This window comes from Streptomyces sp. NBC_01317 (assembly GCF_035961655.1).
In the GTDB taxonomy this organism is placed as follows: Bacteria; Actinomycetota; Actinomycetes; order Streptomycetales; family Streptomycetaceae; genus Streptomyces.
In genome coordinates this window covers 7150493-7169724 of sequence record NZ_CP108393.1, presented here as the reverse complement: position 1 = coordinate 7169724, position 19232 = coordinate 7150493, and the positions used below count along the sequence as shown (strand labels likewise).

The following is a 19232-nucleotide window of genomic DNA, read 5'->3' as shown; positions in this document are numbered from 1 at the left end:
TCTCCTCAGACTGTTCTTGTCACAAACGTGCGCCGGCGCGTGCCACCAGCGCTTCCAGGGCCCGGAACCACGTCTCCGCGAGGTCCCTGACATCTTCCTCGTCCAGCACTCCCGCCGGCCAGGACCAGTGTGCCGCGAGGACCGGGCCCTCGGGGCGGTCTTCCGTGACGACGTTGACGCCGAGGGCGTGGCCCTCGCGCATCGACGGTTCGGAGCCGATGTCGGCCGCTTCCTCCTCGGGCGCGTACGACCAGTCGGTCGCCTCGGGGATGCTGAAGCGTCCCAGGTAGTTGAACTCGATCCGCGGCGGTTCCAGCGCGGCGAGCACGGGGGCCGTACGGGGGTTGAGGTGGCGGAGCATGCCGTAGCCGACGCCGTTGGCCGGCAGTCCGCCCAGGTGGCGCTTGACCCGCTCAAGCGCCTCGTCCACCGCAGGGCCGCCCGCGAAGGCGTCGGCCAGGTCGACCGGGCCCGGGTCGAGTCGGACCGGGAAGACACTGGTGAACCAGCCGACGGTACGGGACAGGTCCGCGTCGCCGGTCAACTCCTCCTCGCGGCCGTGGCCTTCGAGGTCGACCAGCACCCCGCCCGTCGTACCCCGGCGGCGGAGCCAGTCCGTCAGCGCCAGTCCGAGGCCCGTGAGCAGGACGTCGTTGACCGTCGCGTCGAGGGCCGCGGGAGCCGTGGACAGCAGCGGGTCGGTGTGTTCCGGCGCCAGGCGCAGCGCCACCTCCCGTACGGTGCCGGTGGTGTCGCGCTCCGGGTCCAGCGGGCGGAGCAGCGGGAGCGGCTCGGCGCCGTCCAGGATGCCGGTCCAGACGGGGAGTTCGGCCTCCCGGGCGGGGTCCTGCGCCAGCTCGGTGAGTTGGCGCGACCACTGCCGGAACGACGTCTCCACGGGGGCGAGTCCGGCCGGTCGGCCCTCGGCGACGTCCTGCCAGGCCGCCGCCAGGTCGGGCAGCAGGATCCGCCAGGAGACGCCGTCGACCAGCAGGTGATGGGCCATCAGGAGCAGTCGGCCGGGGCGGTCGCCCGTATCGAACCAGACGGCCCTGACGGCGTCGCCCGTCTCGGGGTCGAGGGCGGCCCGGGCGGCGTGGGCCCGGTCGGCGACGAGGGCGCCGAGGGCGTCCGGGTCGTTCGCGTCGAGACCGGTCGCGTCGACGCGTTCGATCCAGCGGTCGGAGTCGAATCCGTCGGCCGGGGGGACGTCCAGGGCCCAGTGAGCCGTGTCGGTGGTGTCGGTGGTGTTGGTCGCGTCGGTCGCTTCGGTCGCTTCCGTACGGATCAGCCTCGCCCGCAGCATGTCGTGCCGGACCGCCAGCGCCCGCAGGACGGACGCCAGCTTCGGGCGGTCGAGTGTGGCGGGGGTCTGGACGAGGGCCGCCTGGTGGTAGCCCTGGAAGGGGCCGCCCAGTTCGCGCAGCCAGTGCATGACGGGGGTCAGCGGGACGCTGCCCGTCCCGTCGTCCGGGGTGCGGACCACCGGGGCCGCCGTCTGTTCCGTGGCGACGGCGCACAGGCCCGCGACCGTACGGTGCCGGAAGACCAGGCGCGGCGTGATGCGCAGCCCGGCCGCCCTGGCCCGGCTGACCAGTTGCATGGCCACGATGCTGTCGCCGCCGAGGGTGAAGAAGTCGTCGTCGGCGCTGACCTGTTCGAGTCCGAGGACGTCGGCGAAGACGGCGGCCAGGGTCTTCTCCTGGGGGGTGGCGGGCGGCCGGCCGGTGGAGAGGGCGGTGAAGTCGGGCGCGGGCAGGGCCGCGCGGTTGAGCTTGCCGTTGGCGAGCTGCGGCAGCCGGTCCAGCAGGACGACGGCCGCGGGCACCATGTAGTCGGGCAGGTGCTGGGCGGCGTGGCCGCGCAGCCGGGCCGCGTCGGGGGTGCGTCCTGCCACCGGGACCACGTAGGCGACGAGCTGCTTGCGCGGTCCGTCCTGACGGGCCGTCACCACGGCCTGTGCCGTGTCGGGATGGCGGTCCAGGACGGATTCGATCTCGGCGAGTTCGACGCGGAAGCCACGGATCTTGACCTGGTCGTCGGCGCGGCCGAGGTAGTCGAGCATCCCGTCGGAGGTCCAGCGCGCGAGGTCACCGGTGCGGTAGAGCCGGGATCCCGGCGTGCCGAACGGGTCGGCGACGAACCGTTCCGCCGTCAGCGCGGGGCGGTCGAGATAGCCGCGCGCCAGGCCGCCGCCGGCGAGGTACAGCTCGCCGGTGACACCGGGGGGTACGGGCCGGAGCCGGTCGTCCAGCACGTAGGCCCGGGTGCCCGCGACGGGGCGGCCGACCAGGGGCCGGTCGCTGTCGCGGACCCGCGCGACCAGGGCGTCGACGGTCGACTCGGTGGGCCCGTAGAGGTTGAAGACCTCCGTGCCGCGCAGCCCTCGGAGCCTGTCCCACAGCGCCTGCGGTACGGCCTCCCCGCCGACGCCGACCACCGCGAGGGGGCAGGTGTCGCCGGAGACCAGGCCGGTGTCGGCCATCTGGGCGAAGAACGACGGGGTGACCTCCAGGAAGTCGAAGCCGTGCGTGACGACGGCCGCCGCGAGCAGTTCGGGGTCGCGCCGGGTCTCCTCGGACACGACGTGCACGCAGTGGCCGTCCAGCAGCCACAACTGGGGCTGCCAGGAGGCGTCGAACGAGAACGACCAGGCGTGCCCGGCCCGCAGATGGCGCCGGCCGGTCGCGGCGACGGCCGGTGCGTAGAGGGTCTCGCGGTGGCTGTGGAAGAGGTTGCCGACGGTCTCGTGGGTGATGACCACCCCCTTGGGGCGGCCGGTGGAACCGGAGGTGTAGATCAGGTACGCCGGGTGGGCCGGGGTGAGCGGGGCCGTACGGTCCGCGTCGGTGAGGTTCCGTACGTCCGCCTCCGCGAGGCGGGTGAGGGTCCCGGGGTCGTCGAGCACCAGGACGGGCACCTCCGACTCCGGGAGCAGCGGGGCGAGTTCGCGGGTGGTCAGGGTCAGGACGGGCCGGGCGTCGGCGAGCACGTCGGCCGTGCGGGCGGCGGGGGCGTCGGTGTCGACGGGCAGGTACGCGGCGCCCGCCTTCTGCACGGCCAGGATCGCCGCGAAAGTGTGGGCGGTACGGGGCAGGGCGAGCGCGACGAACCGCTCGGGTCCGGCGCCCTGTTCGACCAGCAGGCGCGCCAACTGGTTGATGTACGTGTTGAGTTCGGCGTAGGTCAGCTCGACGCCGTCCGAAGCGACGGCGGGCGCCCCGGGAGACAGCCGTACCTGCCGCTCGAACAGGGCGGGCACGGTGGTCGGCGGGGCCGGCAGGGCGCGGGCGTTCCACTCGTGCAGGATCCGGTGGCGTTCGCTGTCGCCGAGGATGTCGATCCCGCCCAGGGGCCGGTCGGGGTCGGCGGCGACGGCGCGCAGCAGGCGGTGCAGCCGGTCGGCGAGGGCCTGCGCCGTCGACCGGTCGTACAGGTCGGTGCTGTATTCGAGGACGCCGTGCACCCCGCCGCCGTCGGCCTCCTCCACGAAGTCGAAGGACAGGTCGAACTTGGCGGTGTCCTGGCCGATGTCCTCCTCGCGGGCGGTGAGCCCGGGCAGCGCGGGGCCGCCGGAGCCGGCCGCCAGGTAGACGACCATGACCTGGAACAGCGGGTGCCTGGCGAGCGAGCGCGGTGGGTTGAGGACTTCCACCAGCCGCTCGAAGGGGACGTCCTGGTGGTCGTACGCGGCGAGGTCCGTGTCCCGGACGCGGGCCAGCAGCTCGCGGAAGCCGGGGTCGCCCGAGGTGTCGGTGCGCAGGACCAGGGTGTTGAGGAAGAAGCCGACCATGTCCTCCAGCGCCTCGTCCGTGCGTCCGGCGATGGGGCTGCCGAGGGGGATGTCGGTGCCGGCGCCGAGCCGGGTGAGCAGGGCGGCCACGGCGGCCTGGATCAGCATGAACATACTGACCTCGCCGCCACGCGCCAGTTCCCGCAGGGAGCCGGCGAGTTCGGGGTCGAGGGTGAGGTCGACGGACCCGCCCCGGTAGCTGGCCTCCTGCGGGCGCGGCCGGTCGGTGGGCAGGGCGAGTTCCTCGGGCAGTCCCCCCAGGGCCCGCTTCCAGTAGGCGAGTTGGCGGGCGGCCAGGCTGCCGGGGTCCCGCTCGTCGCCGAGGACGTCCCGCTGCCACAGGGTGTAGTCGGCGTATTGAACCGGCAGGGGCGCCCACTGCGGGGCGAGCCCGGCGGCCCGCGCCGCGTAGGCGGTGGTGAGGTCGCGGGTCAGCGGCAGCTCGGACCATTCGTCACCGGCGATGTGGTGGACGAGGACGAGGAGGACGTGCTCGTCCTCACCCAGCTCGAACACCGTGACGCGCAGCGGGGGTTCACGGTCCAGGGCGAAGCCGTGGGACGCCGTGTCGGCGAGCAGGCCCGCGAGGCTCTCCTCGTCGGCGGGGACGACGTCCACGGCGAGGTCGTACGAACCGGGGGTGAGGATCCGCTGGTAGGCGGTGCCACCCTCGTCGGGGAAGACCGTGCGCAGCGTCTCGTGCCGCTCCGCCAGGTCGGCGACGGCGGCACGCAGGGCCGTGGTGTCCAGCGCGCCGGACAGCCGCCAGACGGACGGGATGTTGTACGTGGAGCTGGGCCCCTCCACCTGGTGGAGCACCCAGAGCCGCTGCTGCGCCGACGAGAGGGGCAGCCGGTCAGGACGGGGCCTGGGGACGAGCGGGGGCCGGGGCGCGGCGCTCTGCCCGTCCGTCGCGGCCGACCGCTGGGCCAGTTCGGCGACGGTGGGCGCGTCGAACACCGTACGCAGCGAGATCTGCGTACCGAGCGCGGAGCGGATCCTGGCGACGAGCCGCATCGCGAGCAGGGAGTGGCCGCCGAGGGCGAAGAAGTTGTCGTCGATGCCGACCCGTTCGACGCCGAGGACGTCGGCGAACTGCGCGCAGAGGATCTCCTCGCGCGGGTCGCGGGGGCGCCGGCCCTCGGGCACGGCGGTGACGCCGGGGGCGGGCAGGGCGGCGCGGTCCAGCTTGCCGCTGACGCTCCTGGGCAGCGCCGTCAGCGGGACGAAGGCGGCGGGCACCATGTGGGCGGGGAGCGCGGCGGCCACGTGGGTGCGCAGGTCCGACGAGCCGGGGACGCGTGCCGCGTCCGCCGGGACGAGGTAGGCGACCAGCCGTTGTACCCCGGGGGTGTCCTCGCGGACGATCACGGCAGCGGCGGCCACGTCGGGGTGTCCGGCGACCAGGGCCTCGATCTCGCCCAACTCGATCCGGAATCCGCGCAGTTTCACCTGGTCGTCCGCCCGGCCGAGGAATTCCAGGGTTCCGTCGGCGCGGCGCCTGGCCCGGTCGCCGGTGCGGTACATGCGGCTGCCGGGGGCGCCGAACGGGTCGGCGGTGAAGCGTTCGGCAGTGAGGGCGGGCCGGTGCAGGTAGCCACGGGCGAGTCCCTCCCCGGCGAGGTACAGCTCTCCCGCCACGCCGACCGGGACCGGCCGGAGCACGGCGTCGAGGACGTGGGCGCGGATGTTGGCGAGCGGGGCGGCCCACGTACCGCTGTCGCCGCTGTGCACGTCGTCGTCGCCGTGCCCGCTGTCGCCGCTGTGCCAGCCGTACGCGTCGACGGCGGACTCGGTGGGTCCGTACAGGTCGTGGACGACCGTGCCCGGCAGGGCGCGGAGCTGCTCCCACAGGGGGGCGGGGGTGGCCTCGCCGCCGACGGCGAGGACCGCGGGCACGTGGCCGCCCGGTGCCAGGAAGCCGTGGTGGGTCAGTTCCTTGAGGTAGGTCGGGGTGACGTCGAGGAAGTCGATCTGTTGGTCGGCGAGTTGGGCGAGGAGGGCGGCCGGGTCGGTCATCGTGGTCTCGTCCACGACGTGCAGTTCGTGTCCGGCGAGAAGCCAGAGCAGCGGTTCCCATGAGCCGTCGAAGCTGAACGAGGCCGCGTGCAGGGCCCGCAGGACGGTCCGTCCGGCGGCGCGCTCGGCGGGCAGGATCAGGTCCTCGCGGTGGGAGGCGAAGAGGTTGCTGAGGCCCCGGTGGGTGCCGATGACGCCCTTGGGCCGGCCGGTGGAGCCGGAGGTGAAGATGAGGTAGGCGGCGCTCGCGGGGTGGGGGGCGGGCGTCGTGAGAGGTCCGGCGTCCGGCTCCTCCGCCTCCTCGGCGAGGAGGGTGTCCAGCAGGACACGTGCGGGACCGGTCTCCGGCAGCTTCGCCGCCAGCTCTTCGGTGGTGAGGACGCACAGCGGCGCCGCGTCCGTCAGCATGAACTCCAGCCGGTCGGCCGGGTATTCGGGGTCGAGCGGCAGGTAGGCGGCGCCCGACGCGAGGACGCCGAGGATCGCCGGGACCATCTCGGCCCTGGGCAGGGCGAGGCCGACAACCGTCTCGGGCGCCGCGCCGCGCCGCAGCAGGGCGCGGGTCACGGCGGCGGCCTTCGCGGACAGCTCGGTGAAGGTCAGTGGCCCGCTCGCGGTGACGAGGGCGGTGGCGTCAGGCCTGTCCCGTACCGCCGCGTCGAACAGCTCGGGGACGCTACGGCGCTCGATCGGCCGGTCCGTGTTGTTCCAGGTGGTCAGGGCGGCCGTGGCCTCGTCGTCGGTGAGCACCCGCAGGGCTCCCACCGCCCGCTCCGGCGCCTCGGCGACCTGCGCCAGCAGGCCCACCAGGCGTTCGGCGAGGCCGGCCGCCGTGCCGGGGTCGACCAGGTCGGTGGCGTACTCCAGGAGGAGCACGAGCGACCGGTCGCCGCCGTGGTCCACGAAGGTGAAGTCGAGGTCGAACTTGGCCATGCCGGTGTCCATGTCGTACCACTCGGTCTCCAGGCCCAGCAGGTCCGGATCGCCGTCGGGGCGGTAGTGGTAGCCGAGCATGACCTGGAAGAGCGGGTTGCGGTCCGCGACCCGCGCCGGGTTGACCGCTTCGACCACCCGGTCGAAGGGGAGATCCTGGTGCTCGAAGGCCGCGAGCGCGGACTCCCGTACCCGGGCGAGCAGTTCGGCGAAGGTGGGGTCGCCGGTCAGGTCCGTGCGGAGCACGAGGGTGTTGACGAAGAAGCCGACGAGGTCGTCCACGGCCGCGTCCGTGCGGCCCGCGATGGGGGCGCCGAGCGGGATGTCGTCACCGGCGCCCAGGCGGTGCAGCAGGGTGGCGGTGGCGGCCTGGAACAGCATGAACATGCTGACGCCCTGGGCGCCGGCCAGCTCCCGCAGGGCGCTGGCGGTGTCCGCCGGCAGTTCGACCCCTACGACTCCGGCGTGGCCGGTGGCCTGTGCGGGGCGGGTGCGGTCCAGCGGCAGGTCGAGGTCTTCGGGCAGGTCGCGCAGGGTCTCGGTCCAGTAGGCGAGCTGCCGCTGCCCCACCTCCTCCAGCAGGCGGTCCTGCCACAGGGTGTAGTCGGCGTACTGCACCGGCAGCGGCGCCCACGTCGGCGCGCGCCCCTCGGACCGTGCCGCGTACGCGGTGTTGAGGTCGGCGAGGAACGGCCGGTCGGACCACTCGTCCGTGGTGATGTGGTGGAGGACGACGGCCACCACCTGGTCGGCGGGGCCCAGGCGCAACACCTCGGCCCGCAGGGGCAGTTCGGTGCTCAGGTCGAAGGGGCGGCGCTGCGCCTCCTCGACGCGCGCGGCCAGGTCGTCCTCGGTGCAGTCGGAGACGATCAGCGCGGGACGGGCCTCGTCGGCGGGGACGATCCGCTGGTACGGCTCGCCCTCGTGCTCCTCGAAGCGGGTACGGAGCGCTTCGTGACGCCCCGTCACATCGTGGAGCGCCAGCCGCAGCGCGTCCAGGTCGAGGGTCCCGCGCAGCCGGAAGACCAGCGGGAAGTTGTAGGCGACTCCGTCACCGGTGATCTTCTCGACCAGCCAGAGCCGCCGCTGGGCGGCGGACAGCGGGACGCGGTCGGGGCGTCGAGCGGCGGGTTCCAGGACGGGCCGGGCGGGCGGTCCGCCGTCGGTCCGGCCGGCGAGGAGTTCCGGGGTCGGGGCCTCGAAGAGGTCACGGATGGCGAGTTCGGCGCCCAGTTCGGTGCGGGCGCGGCTGATGAGCCGGGTGGCGAGCAGCGAATGCCCGCCGAGGTCGAAGAAGTTGTCCTCGGCGCCCACGGCGGGCAGGCCGAGCACGTCGGCGAAGAGCCGGCACAGGATCTCTTCGCGGGGGGTGCGCGGGCCGCGGCCCTCGCCCCGGGCGACGGCGGGCTCGGGCTCGGGCAGCGCCCGGACGTCGAGCTTGCCGTTGCCGGTCATCGGCAGGCGCGGCAGGACGGCGAAGGCGGCGGGCACCATGTAGTCGGGCAGCGACTCCTTGAGGTCGTCCCGGAGCTGCCGTACGAGACCGCCGGAACCGCGTGTGGTGGTCGGGGTGTTGGCGTAGGGCGGGGTGCCGCCCTGGGGGCGGTGGAGGCCGGCGGTCAGGCGCGGGGCCGTGCCGTCGTCCCGTACGAACACCGCTTCGTAGCGGCCCAGTTCGGCGGACCAGGTGGTGAGGGTGCGGTACCCGAGGCCGGCGGCCAGGTCGCGCAGGGCTTCGGGCTCCACTCCCCCGTCCGGTACGGCGTGCGGGCGGCCGGTGTCCAGGGCGCGCAGGGCGGCCAGTTCGCCCACGGTGCGGGCGTCGGGGATGCCGGTGACGCGCAGCTGTCCGGGGCGCCGGTCGCGCAGGTGCCGTACGAGGGTGCTGTCGTCGGTCCAGCCGGTCACGGGCACGTCGGTGAACCGGAGTACGTCGTCCGCGCCGGGCGACTCCCGGTAGAGGACGGCGTCGTAGCGGTGGCGGGTGAGTTCGTTCTGGTGGCGTCCCGCCTTGGTGCGCAGGTCGACGCCGAAGCCGAGGGTGCTGAAGTAGTCGGGGTCGACGAGGAGTTCCTTCTCCAGCGCGATGCCCCGGTCCACGGCCCGCCGTACGGTCGCGGCGTCCGTGCCCTCGTCGGCGCGGGTGAGCTGGATGGCGGCCTGGAAGGCGCGGGCGAGGCGCAGGTTGCGTACGTCGCCGACGAACAGGGCGCCGCCGGGGACGAGGAGGTCCATGGCGCCGGTGATGACCTCGGTGAGGTGGTCGACGCTCGGGAAGTACTGGATGACGGAGTTGATGACGACGGTGTCGAAGAAGCCGGTGGGCAGCCCTTCGGTGTGGTGGGCGGCCTGGGCGCGCAGTTCGACCTTGGCGGCCAGCTCGGGGTCCTGCCGCAGGTCCTCGCCGATCTTGCGGATGACGGGCGCGGCGAAGTCCGTGGCCCAGTACGCCTCCGCGTCCGGCGCGAGCTGCGAGAGGAGCAGCCCGGAGCCGACGCCGATCTCCAGGATGCGGCGGGGGCGCAGCGAGCGGATGCGCTCGACCGTGGCGGCCCGCCACTCGCGCATGTCCTCCAGCGGGATGGGGGCGCCGTCGTACGAGCTGTCCCATCCGGCGAAGTCCTCGGTGAAGACGGCGGTGTTGATCTCGGTGTACTCGGCGGAGTAGATCTCCTGCCATTCGCCGATCTGCTCGCGTTCCGCCTCTTCCTTCGCCGCGCCGGTGAGTTCGGCCGGGACGACGTAGCCGATGAGGCGCTGGGTGCCGGGCGCGGACGGGTCGTCGCGGGCGATGACGGCGGCCTGGGCGACCTGGGGGTGCCGGTCGAGCGCGGCCTCGATCTCGCCGAGTTCGACGCGGTAGCCGCGCACCTTGACCTGGTCGTCGGTGCGGCCGAGGAAGTCCAGGTTGCCGTCGGGGCGGCGGCGCACGAGGTCGCCGGTGCGGTACATCCGCTCGCCCGGCTCGCCGAACGGGTCGGCGACGAAGCGTTCGGCGGTCAGGCCAGGCCGGTCGAGGTAGCCGCGGGCGAGGCCGGCCCCGGCGATGTACAGCTCGCCCGGGACACCGTCCTGGACGGGCCGCAGCCAGGCGTCCAGGAGGTGGGCGCGGGTGGCGCGGATCGGGCGGCCGACGGTCGGGGTGGCGCTGTCGTCCGTACCGCCGCCGAGGGTGTTGATGGTGTATTCGGTGGGGCCGTACAGGTTGTAGCCGTACGTGCCCTCCGTGTCGCGCAGCCGGTTCCAGACGGTCTCGGTGACGGCCTCGCCGCCGAGCAGGACCAGCGGGGGTCGGTGGCCCTCCAACAAGCCTTCCTCGATGAGGAGATGGGCGTAGGTCGGGGTGACGTTGACGACGTCGATCCGCTGTTCCTCGCAGTACGCGACGAGCGCCTCGGCGTCGCGGCGCAACTCCTCGTCACAGATGTGCACTTCGTGGCCCTCGACCAGCCAGAGCAGTTCCTCCCAGGACATGTCGAAGGCGAAGGACACGGTGTGCGCGATCCGCAGCCGCCGGCCGCCGGCCGAGGCGATGGCGGGCCCGAAGATCTCCTTCTGGTGGTTGAGCCGCATGTTGGTCAGGCCCCGGTAGGGCGTGACCACGCCCTTGGGGCGGCCGGTGGAGCCTGAGGTGTAGATGACGTACGCCGGGTGGTCCAGGGCGAAGTCGACGTGCACCGGGCCCTCGGGCAGCGCGGCGAGTTCGGCGACGACCTCGGGGTCGTCCAGCAGGACGCGCGGGACGCCGCCCTCCAGCGTCTCCGACACGGCGGAGGTGGACAGCAGGAGCAGCGGCCGGGCGTCTTCGAGCATCAGCGCGAGGCGGTCGGCCGGATGGTCCAGCTCCAGGGGGAGGTAGGCGGCGCCGGTGCGCAGGACGGCGAAGAGCGCGACGACCATGTCGAGGGAGCGCGGCAGTCCGAGCGCCACCACCCGCTCGGGTGCGGCGCCCCGGGCGATCAGCAGCCGGGCCAAACGGTCGCAGCGCGCGTCGAGTTCGGCGTAGGTGAGCGTGCGGGTGCCGAAGACGAGCGCCGTCGCGTCGGGGGTACGGGCGGCCTGGGCGGCGAGGAGGTCGGCGACGGTCTCGTCGGGGACGGGCTCGCGGCTCGCGGCGTTCTCCCGTACCAGCGTGGCTCGTTCGGCGGGCAGCAGCGCGTCGAGACGGCCGACGGGCGCGGCGGGGTCGGCGGTCAGGCCCTCCAGAAGCAGGGTGAAGCGGGCCAACAGGGTTTCGGCGTAGGGGTGTTCGATGAGGTCGGGGCGGTAGGAGAGGGTGATCCGCACCCGTTGTCCCGGCGTGACGACGAGGTTGACCGGGTAGTGCGTGGCGTCGACGTTGGCGACCGCGGTGGCGCCGTGCAGGTCGCGCAGTTCGGCGAGCCGCTCCTCGGTGTCGGCGTTGCGCAGCACGAACAGGGTATCGAAGAGCCTGCGGTGGCCGGTCTCGGCCTGGAGGACGCCGAGGCCCAGGTATTCGTGCGGCATGAGGGCGAGGCGTTCGCCCTGGATGCGGCGGAGCAGGCCGAGGACCGGCTCGGCCGGGTCGAAGGCGATGCGGGCGGGCACGGTGTTGAGGAACATGCCGATGACGTTCTCGACGTCCGGCACCTCGCTCGGGCGGCCCGCCACCGTCGTGCCGAACACCACGTCGGTACGGCCGGTGGCGCCGGCGAGGGCAAGCCCCCAGGCGGCGTTGAGGACGGTGTTGAGCGTAAGGCCGTGCTTGCGCGCGGTGTCGCGCAGCCGGTCACTGGCCTCCCCCGTCAGGTCGGTGTCGAGACTCCGCGGGATGACGGGTTCGAGGCCCCGGTCGGCCGCGGCGGGGACGAGCAGGGTGGGCTCGTCCAGTCCGTCGAGGGCGGTGCGCCAGGCGCCGGTGGCGTCCTCCTCGTCCTGCTGGTCCAGCCAGGTGAGGTAGTCGCGGTAGGAGCCGGGGCGCGGCAGGCCCTGGGCGTCGCCGCCGTTCTCGTACAGGGCGAACAGCTCGTCCAGGAACAGCCACGCGGACCAGCCGTCCCAGAGGATGAGGTGGCGGCCGATGACCAGCCGGTCGCCACGCTCCTCGCCGAGGCGGATCAGCAGCATCCGGAAGAGCAGCGGGCGGGTGAGGTCGAAGCGGCGGGAGCGCTCCTCCTCCATCACCTCACGGAGCCGGACGTCCTGTTCGGCGGCGGGAAGGGTGGCGAGGTCGACCTCTTCGAGGGGGATCGCCGGGTCCTTGACGATGAACTGGACGGGCCGGCGCAGCCCTTCACTGGTGAACCCGGCCCGCAGGCTGGGGTTGCGCGCCAGCAGCACCTTCACGGCGGCGCGCAGACGGCCGGTGTCGACGCGGGCGGCGAGGTCGAAGGACTCGTGGACGGTGTAGACGTCCAGAGCGCCGTTGTCGTACGTGGAGTGGAAGAACAGGCCTTCCTGGAGCGGCGCGAGGGGCCAGATGTCCTCGACGGCGCCGGGGGCGATCCGCTCGACGCGGGCCGTCTCCTCGGGGGTGAGCGAGAAGGAGTCCGTACGGTCCCGCTCCGCCCGCTCGTCCGTCGTCGCTCCGGTGTCCAGCGTCGCGGCGGCCACCGCGAGGGCGGCCGGGGTGCGGTGCTCGAAGATGTCGCGGGGGCTCAGGCCGAGGCCAGCTCGGCGGGCGCGGCTGGAGACAGCGATGGAGCTGATGCTGTCGCCGCCCAGGAGGAAGAAGTCGTCGTCGACCGAGACGTCCGCCAGCTTGAGGACGGCCGCGAAGATGTCGGTGAGCGCCTGCTCCCGCGCGTTCTTCGGGGCGCGGGCGGCGGCACGGACGGTGGTCGGGGCGGGCAGGGCGCCCCGGTCCAGCTTGCCGCTGGGGGTGAGGGGCAGGGCGTCGAGGACGACGTAGGCGGTGGGCACCATCGGGGCGGGCAGGGCGCCGGTGAGGAAGGCCTGGAGCGCGGGGGCGTCCGGGGCGTGGCCCGGTGCGGGGACCACGTACGCAACGAGTGTGTTCTCGCGGACGGTCACGGCGGCCTGGGAGACGCCGGGCGCACCGAGGAGGGCGGCCTCGATCTCGCCGAGTTCGACGCGGTTGCCGCGCAGTTTGACCTGCCGGTCGGTGCGGCCGAGGTACTCGACCGTGCCGTCGGCGCGGCGCAGGACCAGGTCGCCGGTGCGGTACATCCGGGTGCCGGGCGGGCCGTACGGGTCGGCCGTGAAGCGCTCGGCGGTGAGCGCGGCGCGGCCGTGGTAGCCGCGGGCCAGCTGGACGCCGGTGAGGTACAGCTCACCGGGGACGCCGGCCGGGACGGGCCGCAGGCAGGCGTCCAGGACGCGCAGCCCGGTGTTCCAGACGGGGCGGCCGATGGGCACGGTGGTGCCGCCCCCGGCGTCGTCCGCGTACGTGTGGTGCGTGACGTCGACGGCCGCCTCGGTGGGGCCGTACAGGTTGTGCAGGGGCACGCCGGTGAGCGCGTGCCAGCGGCTCGCGGCGGAGACGGTCAGGGCCTCGCCGCTGCTGAGGACCCGGCGGAGAGTAGTCGCCCAGGCGGGGTCGCCGGTGACCTCGTCGGCCGCCAGGAACGCGTCGAGCATGGACGGCACGAAGTGCATGGTGGTGACGCGCTCGTCGCGGACGAGCGCGGCGAGGTAGGCCGGGTCGCGGTGGCCGTCGGGCCTGGCGAGGACGACGGCGGCGCCCTCGGTCAGCGGCCAGAAGAACTCCCACACGGACACGTCGAAGCTGGACGGTGTCTTCTGGAGCACCCGGTCGTCGGCGCGCAGGCCGAACTCGCCCTGCATCCAAGCGAGTCGGTTGACGATGGCGCGGTGGGTGACGACCACGCCCTTGGGCCGGCCGGTGGATCCGGAGGTGTAGATGAGGTAGGCGGGGTCGTCGGGTCCGGCGGCGGTCCCGGTGGCGCTCTCGGCGGGCGAGACCTCGTCCGGTGCGTCGAGCACCAGCGCGGTCACCCCCTCGGCCCCCGGCAGCCGGGCGGCCGACGCGGCGGTGGTGACCACCGTGGCCGCGCCCGAGTCGGTGAGCATGTGCGCCACCCGGTCGGCCGGGTAGTCCAGGTCGAGCGGGAGGTAGGCGGCGCCGGACTTGAGGACGCCGAGGAGGGCGACCATCAGCTCGGTGGAGCGCGGGACGGCGACCCCGACGACCTGGTCGGGTCCGGTCCCCCGGGCCCGCAGCCGCCGGGCCAGCCGCTCGGCGCGGGCGTCCAGCTCGGCGTAGGTCAGGTGCTCGTAGCCGAAGACGACGGCCGTGGCGTCCGGTGTCCTGGCGACCCGGTCCTCGAAGGCGGCGGAAAGCGTGGTCGCCGGTATCTCGCGTTCGGCGCCCGCGAGTCGGGCCCCCGACCGCTCCGCCGGGGAGAGCAGTTCGATCCGTGCGGCGGGCTGCGCCGGGTCGTCGGCCAGCGCCTCCAGGATCAGCGCGAGCCGGCCGGCGATCGCCCGGACGGTGTCGCCGTCCAGCCGCTCGGCGTGGTGCTTGAGGCGCAGGTCGAGCCGCCGGCCCGGCTTCACGATGAGGGCGAGCGGGTAGTGGACGGCGTCGTGGAACGCGTGGCCGGTGATCCGGACCGTGCCCGAGGGGTCGCGCAGGTCGGTGTCGGCGGGGTAGTTCTCGAACACCAGCAGGGTGTCGAAGAGTTCGCCGCCGCCCGCGTGGCCGGTGAGGCGCTGGATCTCCGCGAGCCCGAGGTGCTGGTGGTCCAGGAGCTGGGCCTGCTCGTCCTGGAGCCGGCCGAGGAGCGCCGCGAGGGTGTCGGCGGGGTCCCAGGTGAAGCGGGTCGGCAGGGTGTTGATGAACAGCCCGACCATCGACTCGATGCCGTCGACCTCGCCGTCCCGGCCGGAGACGGTGGTGCCGAACACCACGTCCTGGCGGCCGGTGAGCCGTCCGAGCAGCAGGCCCCAGGCGCCCTGGACGACCGTGCCCAGGGTGACACCGTGCTCGCGGGCGCGGGCGGCGAGCCGTCCCGTGGTCCGCTCGGACAGCTCGACGCGGACCTGTTCCGGCCGCATCGGGGCACGGTCGGCGGGGGTGGTGACCAGCCGGGTCGGCTCCTCAAGACCGGCGAGGGCGGCACGCCACGTGGCGCGGGCGGCCTCCCGGTCCAGGCCGGCGAGCCTGCGCAGGTACGTGCGGTACGGAGCGGCGCCGGGCAGCGGCGCGGTGCCGGGCCCGGAGCCGTACGACGCCATCAGCTCGCGGTGCAGCACCGGCAACGACCAGCCGTCCGCCACGATGTGATGGAACGTCAGGATGAGTGCGGCGCGCTCGGGTCCGAAGCGTACGAGCGCGCAGCGCAGCAGCGGGGGCCTGGCCAGGTCGAAGCGGCGGGCGCGTTCGTCGGCGGCGACGGCGTCGGCGAGGGAGTCCCGTACGGACACGTCCTGCGCGGTCAGGTCGATCTCACGCCAGGGCAGGGCCAGGCCGCCGGTGATGATCTGCACGGGTGCGCCGTCCGGGCCCTGCCGGAAGGCGGCGCGCAGGGGGGCGTGCCGGTCGAGGAGGCTCTGCGCCGCGGTGCGCAGGGCTTCGCCGTCTAGGGGTCCCGCCAGTTCGACGACCTGCTGGACGACGTACGCGTCGCGGTCGGAGCCGCCGGCGAGGGAGTGGAAGTAGAAGCCTTCCTGGAGCGGGGTGAGCGGCAGCAGATCCCGTACGGCCAGCGGTTCCGCGCCCTGGATCTCGGCGAGTTCGGCGGCGGTGACCGCGACGAGCGGTTCCTCGCGGTCGGTGGCGCCGCCGCCCGTACGGTCGACGGCGACGGTCGCGAGCGCGGCGACCGTGCGGTGCCGGAAGACGTCGCGCGTGGTGAGCTGGATCCCCTCCTTGCGGGCCCTGATGAGGAGTTGGATCGCGGTGATGCTGTCGCCGCCGAGGGCGAGGAAGTCGTCATCGATGGTGACGGAGCGCAGGCCGAGCACGTCGGCGTACAGGCCGCAGAGCAGCGTCTCCCGGGTGTCCCGGGGGGCGCGGCCCGAGCTGAGAGCGCCGTAGTCCGGGGTGGGCAGGGCCTTTTCGTCCAGCTTGCCGCTGGGGGTGACGGGCAGCCGGTCGAGCGGGACGAACGCCGACGGCACCATGTACTCCGGCAGCCGGTCGGTGGTGTGCGCGCGCAGGGTCTTCATCAGCGTGGTGATGTCACGGAAGGGCACGGGACGGTTGGCGTGCGGGAAGGTCCCGCCGGGCCGGTAGACGGTGCCGAGCGGCGCGTCGCCCGCCGCGAGGACGACGTCGAGGCTTCCGTCGTCGGCGTGGCCGTTCCAGGTGACGGCGCAGCGGTAGCCGTGCCGGGCGGCGAGGGTGTGGAACGTCTCGGGGTCGATCCCGGCGGGGGCGGGGCCGCTGCTGTCCTCCAGGGCGCGCAGTGCCGAACTGTCCTCGCCCAGGCGTCCGTTGGGAACACCGGTGACCCGGATTCGGCGGGGGTGTTCGCGGAGGAGGGCGGTGAGCGCGTCGAGCCCGCCGGTCCCGGACGATCCGCCGAGCGCGGACCAGCGGATCTCCCGCGACTCCTGAGGGTCCGCAACGGCCGTGGACGACCCGCTTACTGCGCCCGACGGGCGCAGCACGACGTCGTACCGGTAGCGGCTCAACTCGTTCTGGTGGGCGGCCCGTTTGACGAGGACGTCCGCCTCGTAGCCGGGCAGGGTCGTGAAGTAGTCCGGATCGAGGAGCAGTTCGCCCTCCCAGCGGACGGAGCGCTCGACCGCCGCGCGCAGCGCGGTCTTGTCGCTCTCGTCGTGCCCGGCCGTGCCCCGGCTCTCGACGGCGGCGCGCAGGGTCCGCAGCAGCCGCATGTTCCGTACGTCGCCGACGAAGACGGCGCCACCGGGCGCGAGCAGGGCCGTGACCTTGCGCAGCACCTCGGCGAGGTAGTCGGCGCTCGGGAAGTACTGGGCGACGGAGTTGATGACGACGGTGTCGAAGAACCCTTCCGGCAGTCCCTCGGTGTCATGGGCGGGCCGGGCCGACAGCTCGACGCGCGCGGCCAGTTCCGGTACGGCCCCGACCTGCGCGCGCAGCGCCCGTACCGCCTCGTGGGAGACGTCGGTGCCCCAGTACGCCTCGCTGTCCGGGGCGATCCTGGAGAGGATCAGGCCGCTGCCGACGCCGATCTCCAGCACCCGGCGGCCCGGGCCGAGCGCGCGGATGCGGTCGATGGTGGCGTCCCGCCACTCGCGCATCTCGTCGACGGGCAGGGGGGTGCCGTCATACATGCTGTTCCAGCCCGCGAAGTTCTCGCGGAAGCCCTCGCCCTCGGACCCGGCGGCGCTGTAGAGCAGTTCGTGCAGGTCCTTCCACTCCTCGACCTGGGCGGTCTCGTCGTGGCCGGGCTCGGTGTCGAGCGAGGGGACGACATACGCGGCGAGCCTGCGCTCGCCGGGGCGGTCCTCGCGGGCGACCACGGCGACCTGGTCGACCGCCGGGTGGCCGCGGAGCACGGACTCGATCTCGCCGGGTTCGATGCGGAAGCCGCGGATCTTGATCTGGGTGTCGGCGCGCCCGAGGAACTCCAGGCGGCCGTCGGCCTTCCACCGTACGAGGTCACCGGTGCGGTAGAGCCGTTCGCCGGGCGCGCCGAACGGGTCGGCGACAAAACGCTCGGCGGTGAGGGCGGGCCGGCCGAGGTAGCCACGGGCGAGGCCCGCGCCGCCCAGGTACAGCTCACCGGGCACGCCCGCCGGGACGGGTCGCAGGCGGGCGTCCAGGACGTAGGCCCGGGTGCCAGGGTCGGGGACGCCGATGGGGACGATCGTGCCGGCCGGGGTGCCGGGGTCGCAGAGACCGAGGGTCGAGTTGGTGGTGGCCTCGGTGGGACCGTACGCGTTGAACATCATGCGGCCGCGCGCGTAGCGCCCGACCAGTTCCGGCGAGACGCGCTCGGTGCCGGCCAGCAGGGTGGCGGCGGGCGGCAGGTGGACGTCGTCGGGCATGGCCGCGAGGAGGGCGGGCGGCAGGATCATGAAGGTGATGCCGTGGGCGTTCGCGTAGTCGGCGAGAGGGGCGCCGGGCACCCGCAGTTCGCTGGGTACGACCACGAGTCGGCCGCCGGAGAGCAGGCCGAGGCAGAGGTCCCAGACGGCCACGTCGAAGCTGGGCGAGGCGAATTGGAGCACCCGGCTCCGCGGTCCGATGCCGAAGCGCTCGCTCTGGGTGGCGACGAGCTTGGCGACGCCGGTGTGGGAGAGGACAACTCCCTTGGGGCGGCCGGTGGATCCCGAGGTGTAGATGACGTACGCGGCGTTCAGGACGGTGAGTTCACCGCCGCGGTCGGCGTCGGTGGGGTCGTGCGCCGGGCGTCCGGCCAGTTCCGCGGCGGTCTCCGGCAGGTCGAGGAGGAGCGTGGTGATCCCGTCCGCCGCGTCTTCCCCACCCCGGGGGACAAGGTCGGCGTCGGCCGTCGTGACCAGGCAGACCGGTCGCGCGTCCGCGAGCATGTACGCGATCCGGTCGGCCGGGTAGTCGCGGTCGACCGGCAGGTAGGCGGCGCCCGACTTGAGGACGGCGACCTCGGCGACGATCAGGTCGGCGGAACGCGGCAGCGCGAGGGCCACGACCCGCTCGGGACCTGCGCCGCGCGCGATCAGGGCGTGCGCGAGGCGGTTGGCCCGCTCGTCCAACTCGGCGTACGTCAGCCGCTCTTCCTCGAAGACGAGCGCGGTCGCGTCCGGGCGCAGGCGGACCTGCTCGGCGAACATCGCGGGCCAGGTCGCGGCCGGGACGGAGTGTGCGGTGGCGTTCCATTCGACCAGCAGCCGGTGGTGCTCGTCGGGGGTGGTCAGGGCCAGTTCGGCGACCGCCGCCTCCGGCCGGGCGAGGCCGTCCGCCAGCAGGGTCTCGTAGTGGCCGAGGAGCCGGTCGACGGTCGCGTCGTCGAACAGGTCGGTGCGGTACGTCGCCTGCACCTCGCCCGGCACGACGTCCAACGCCAGGTCGAGCGTGCCGGGTATGTCCTCGTCGGCACTGTTCACGCCTGCCGCCCGCACCCCCGCTCCCGTACCGGGGTCCGCGTCGAACGCGGTGTTGAAGAACAGTCCGCCGCCGCGCGTCGGCGCCGGGCGCAGGGCCCCGACCAGCGCCCGCAGCGACACCCGGTGCTCCCGGGCCGCCGCGAGGGCGTCCTCCACGCGCCGTACCAGCGCGCCGAAGGTGGGGCCACCGCCGAGGTCGACCCGTACCGGCAGGTTCTCGTACCCCACCGTGAGGTCGGCGGCGCCGCTGTACCGGTGCAACAGGGCGAAGTAGGCGGCGAGCCGGGTCTCGGCCGCGGCCATGGTGTCCGTGCGCCGGGTCCGTACCGACCGGTCCCCGGAGGGGGACACCGGGTAGGGGCGGTCGGCCGGCAGCGCCGTCTCGGGTGAGAGCGGTGCGAGCACGTTCCGCCAGTAACCCACTGCTTCTTCGATACCGGACACGGTGGCCGCGCCTCCCCAGGCAGGTCGGTCCCCGGTTCGGTGGAGCCCGGGTCGGACGCCATACTAAGGTAAGGGTTACCTA

General features: G+C 73.7%; 1 protein-coding gene. It reads right to left on the bottom strand.

Annotated features, from left to right (window positions below; translation table 11 throughout):
• Window positions 1–19: 19 nt before the first annotated feature.
• Window positions 20–19150, bottom strand: a complete 19131-nt coding sequence (locus tag OG349_RS31240) for a non-ribosomal peptide synthetase (RefSeq protein ID WP_327237771.1) — start codon at window positions 19148–19150, stop codon at window positions 20–22.
• Window positions 19151–19232: the final 82 nt, after the last annotated feature.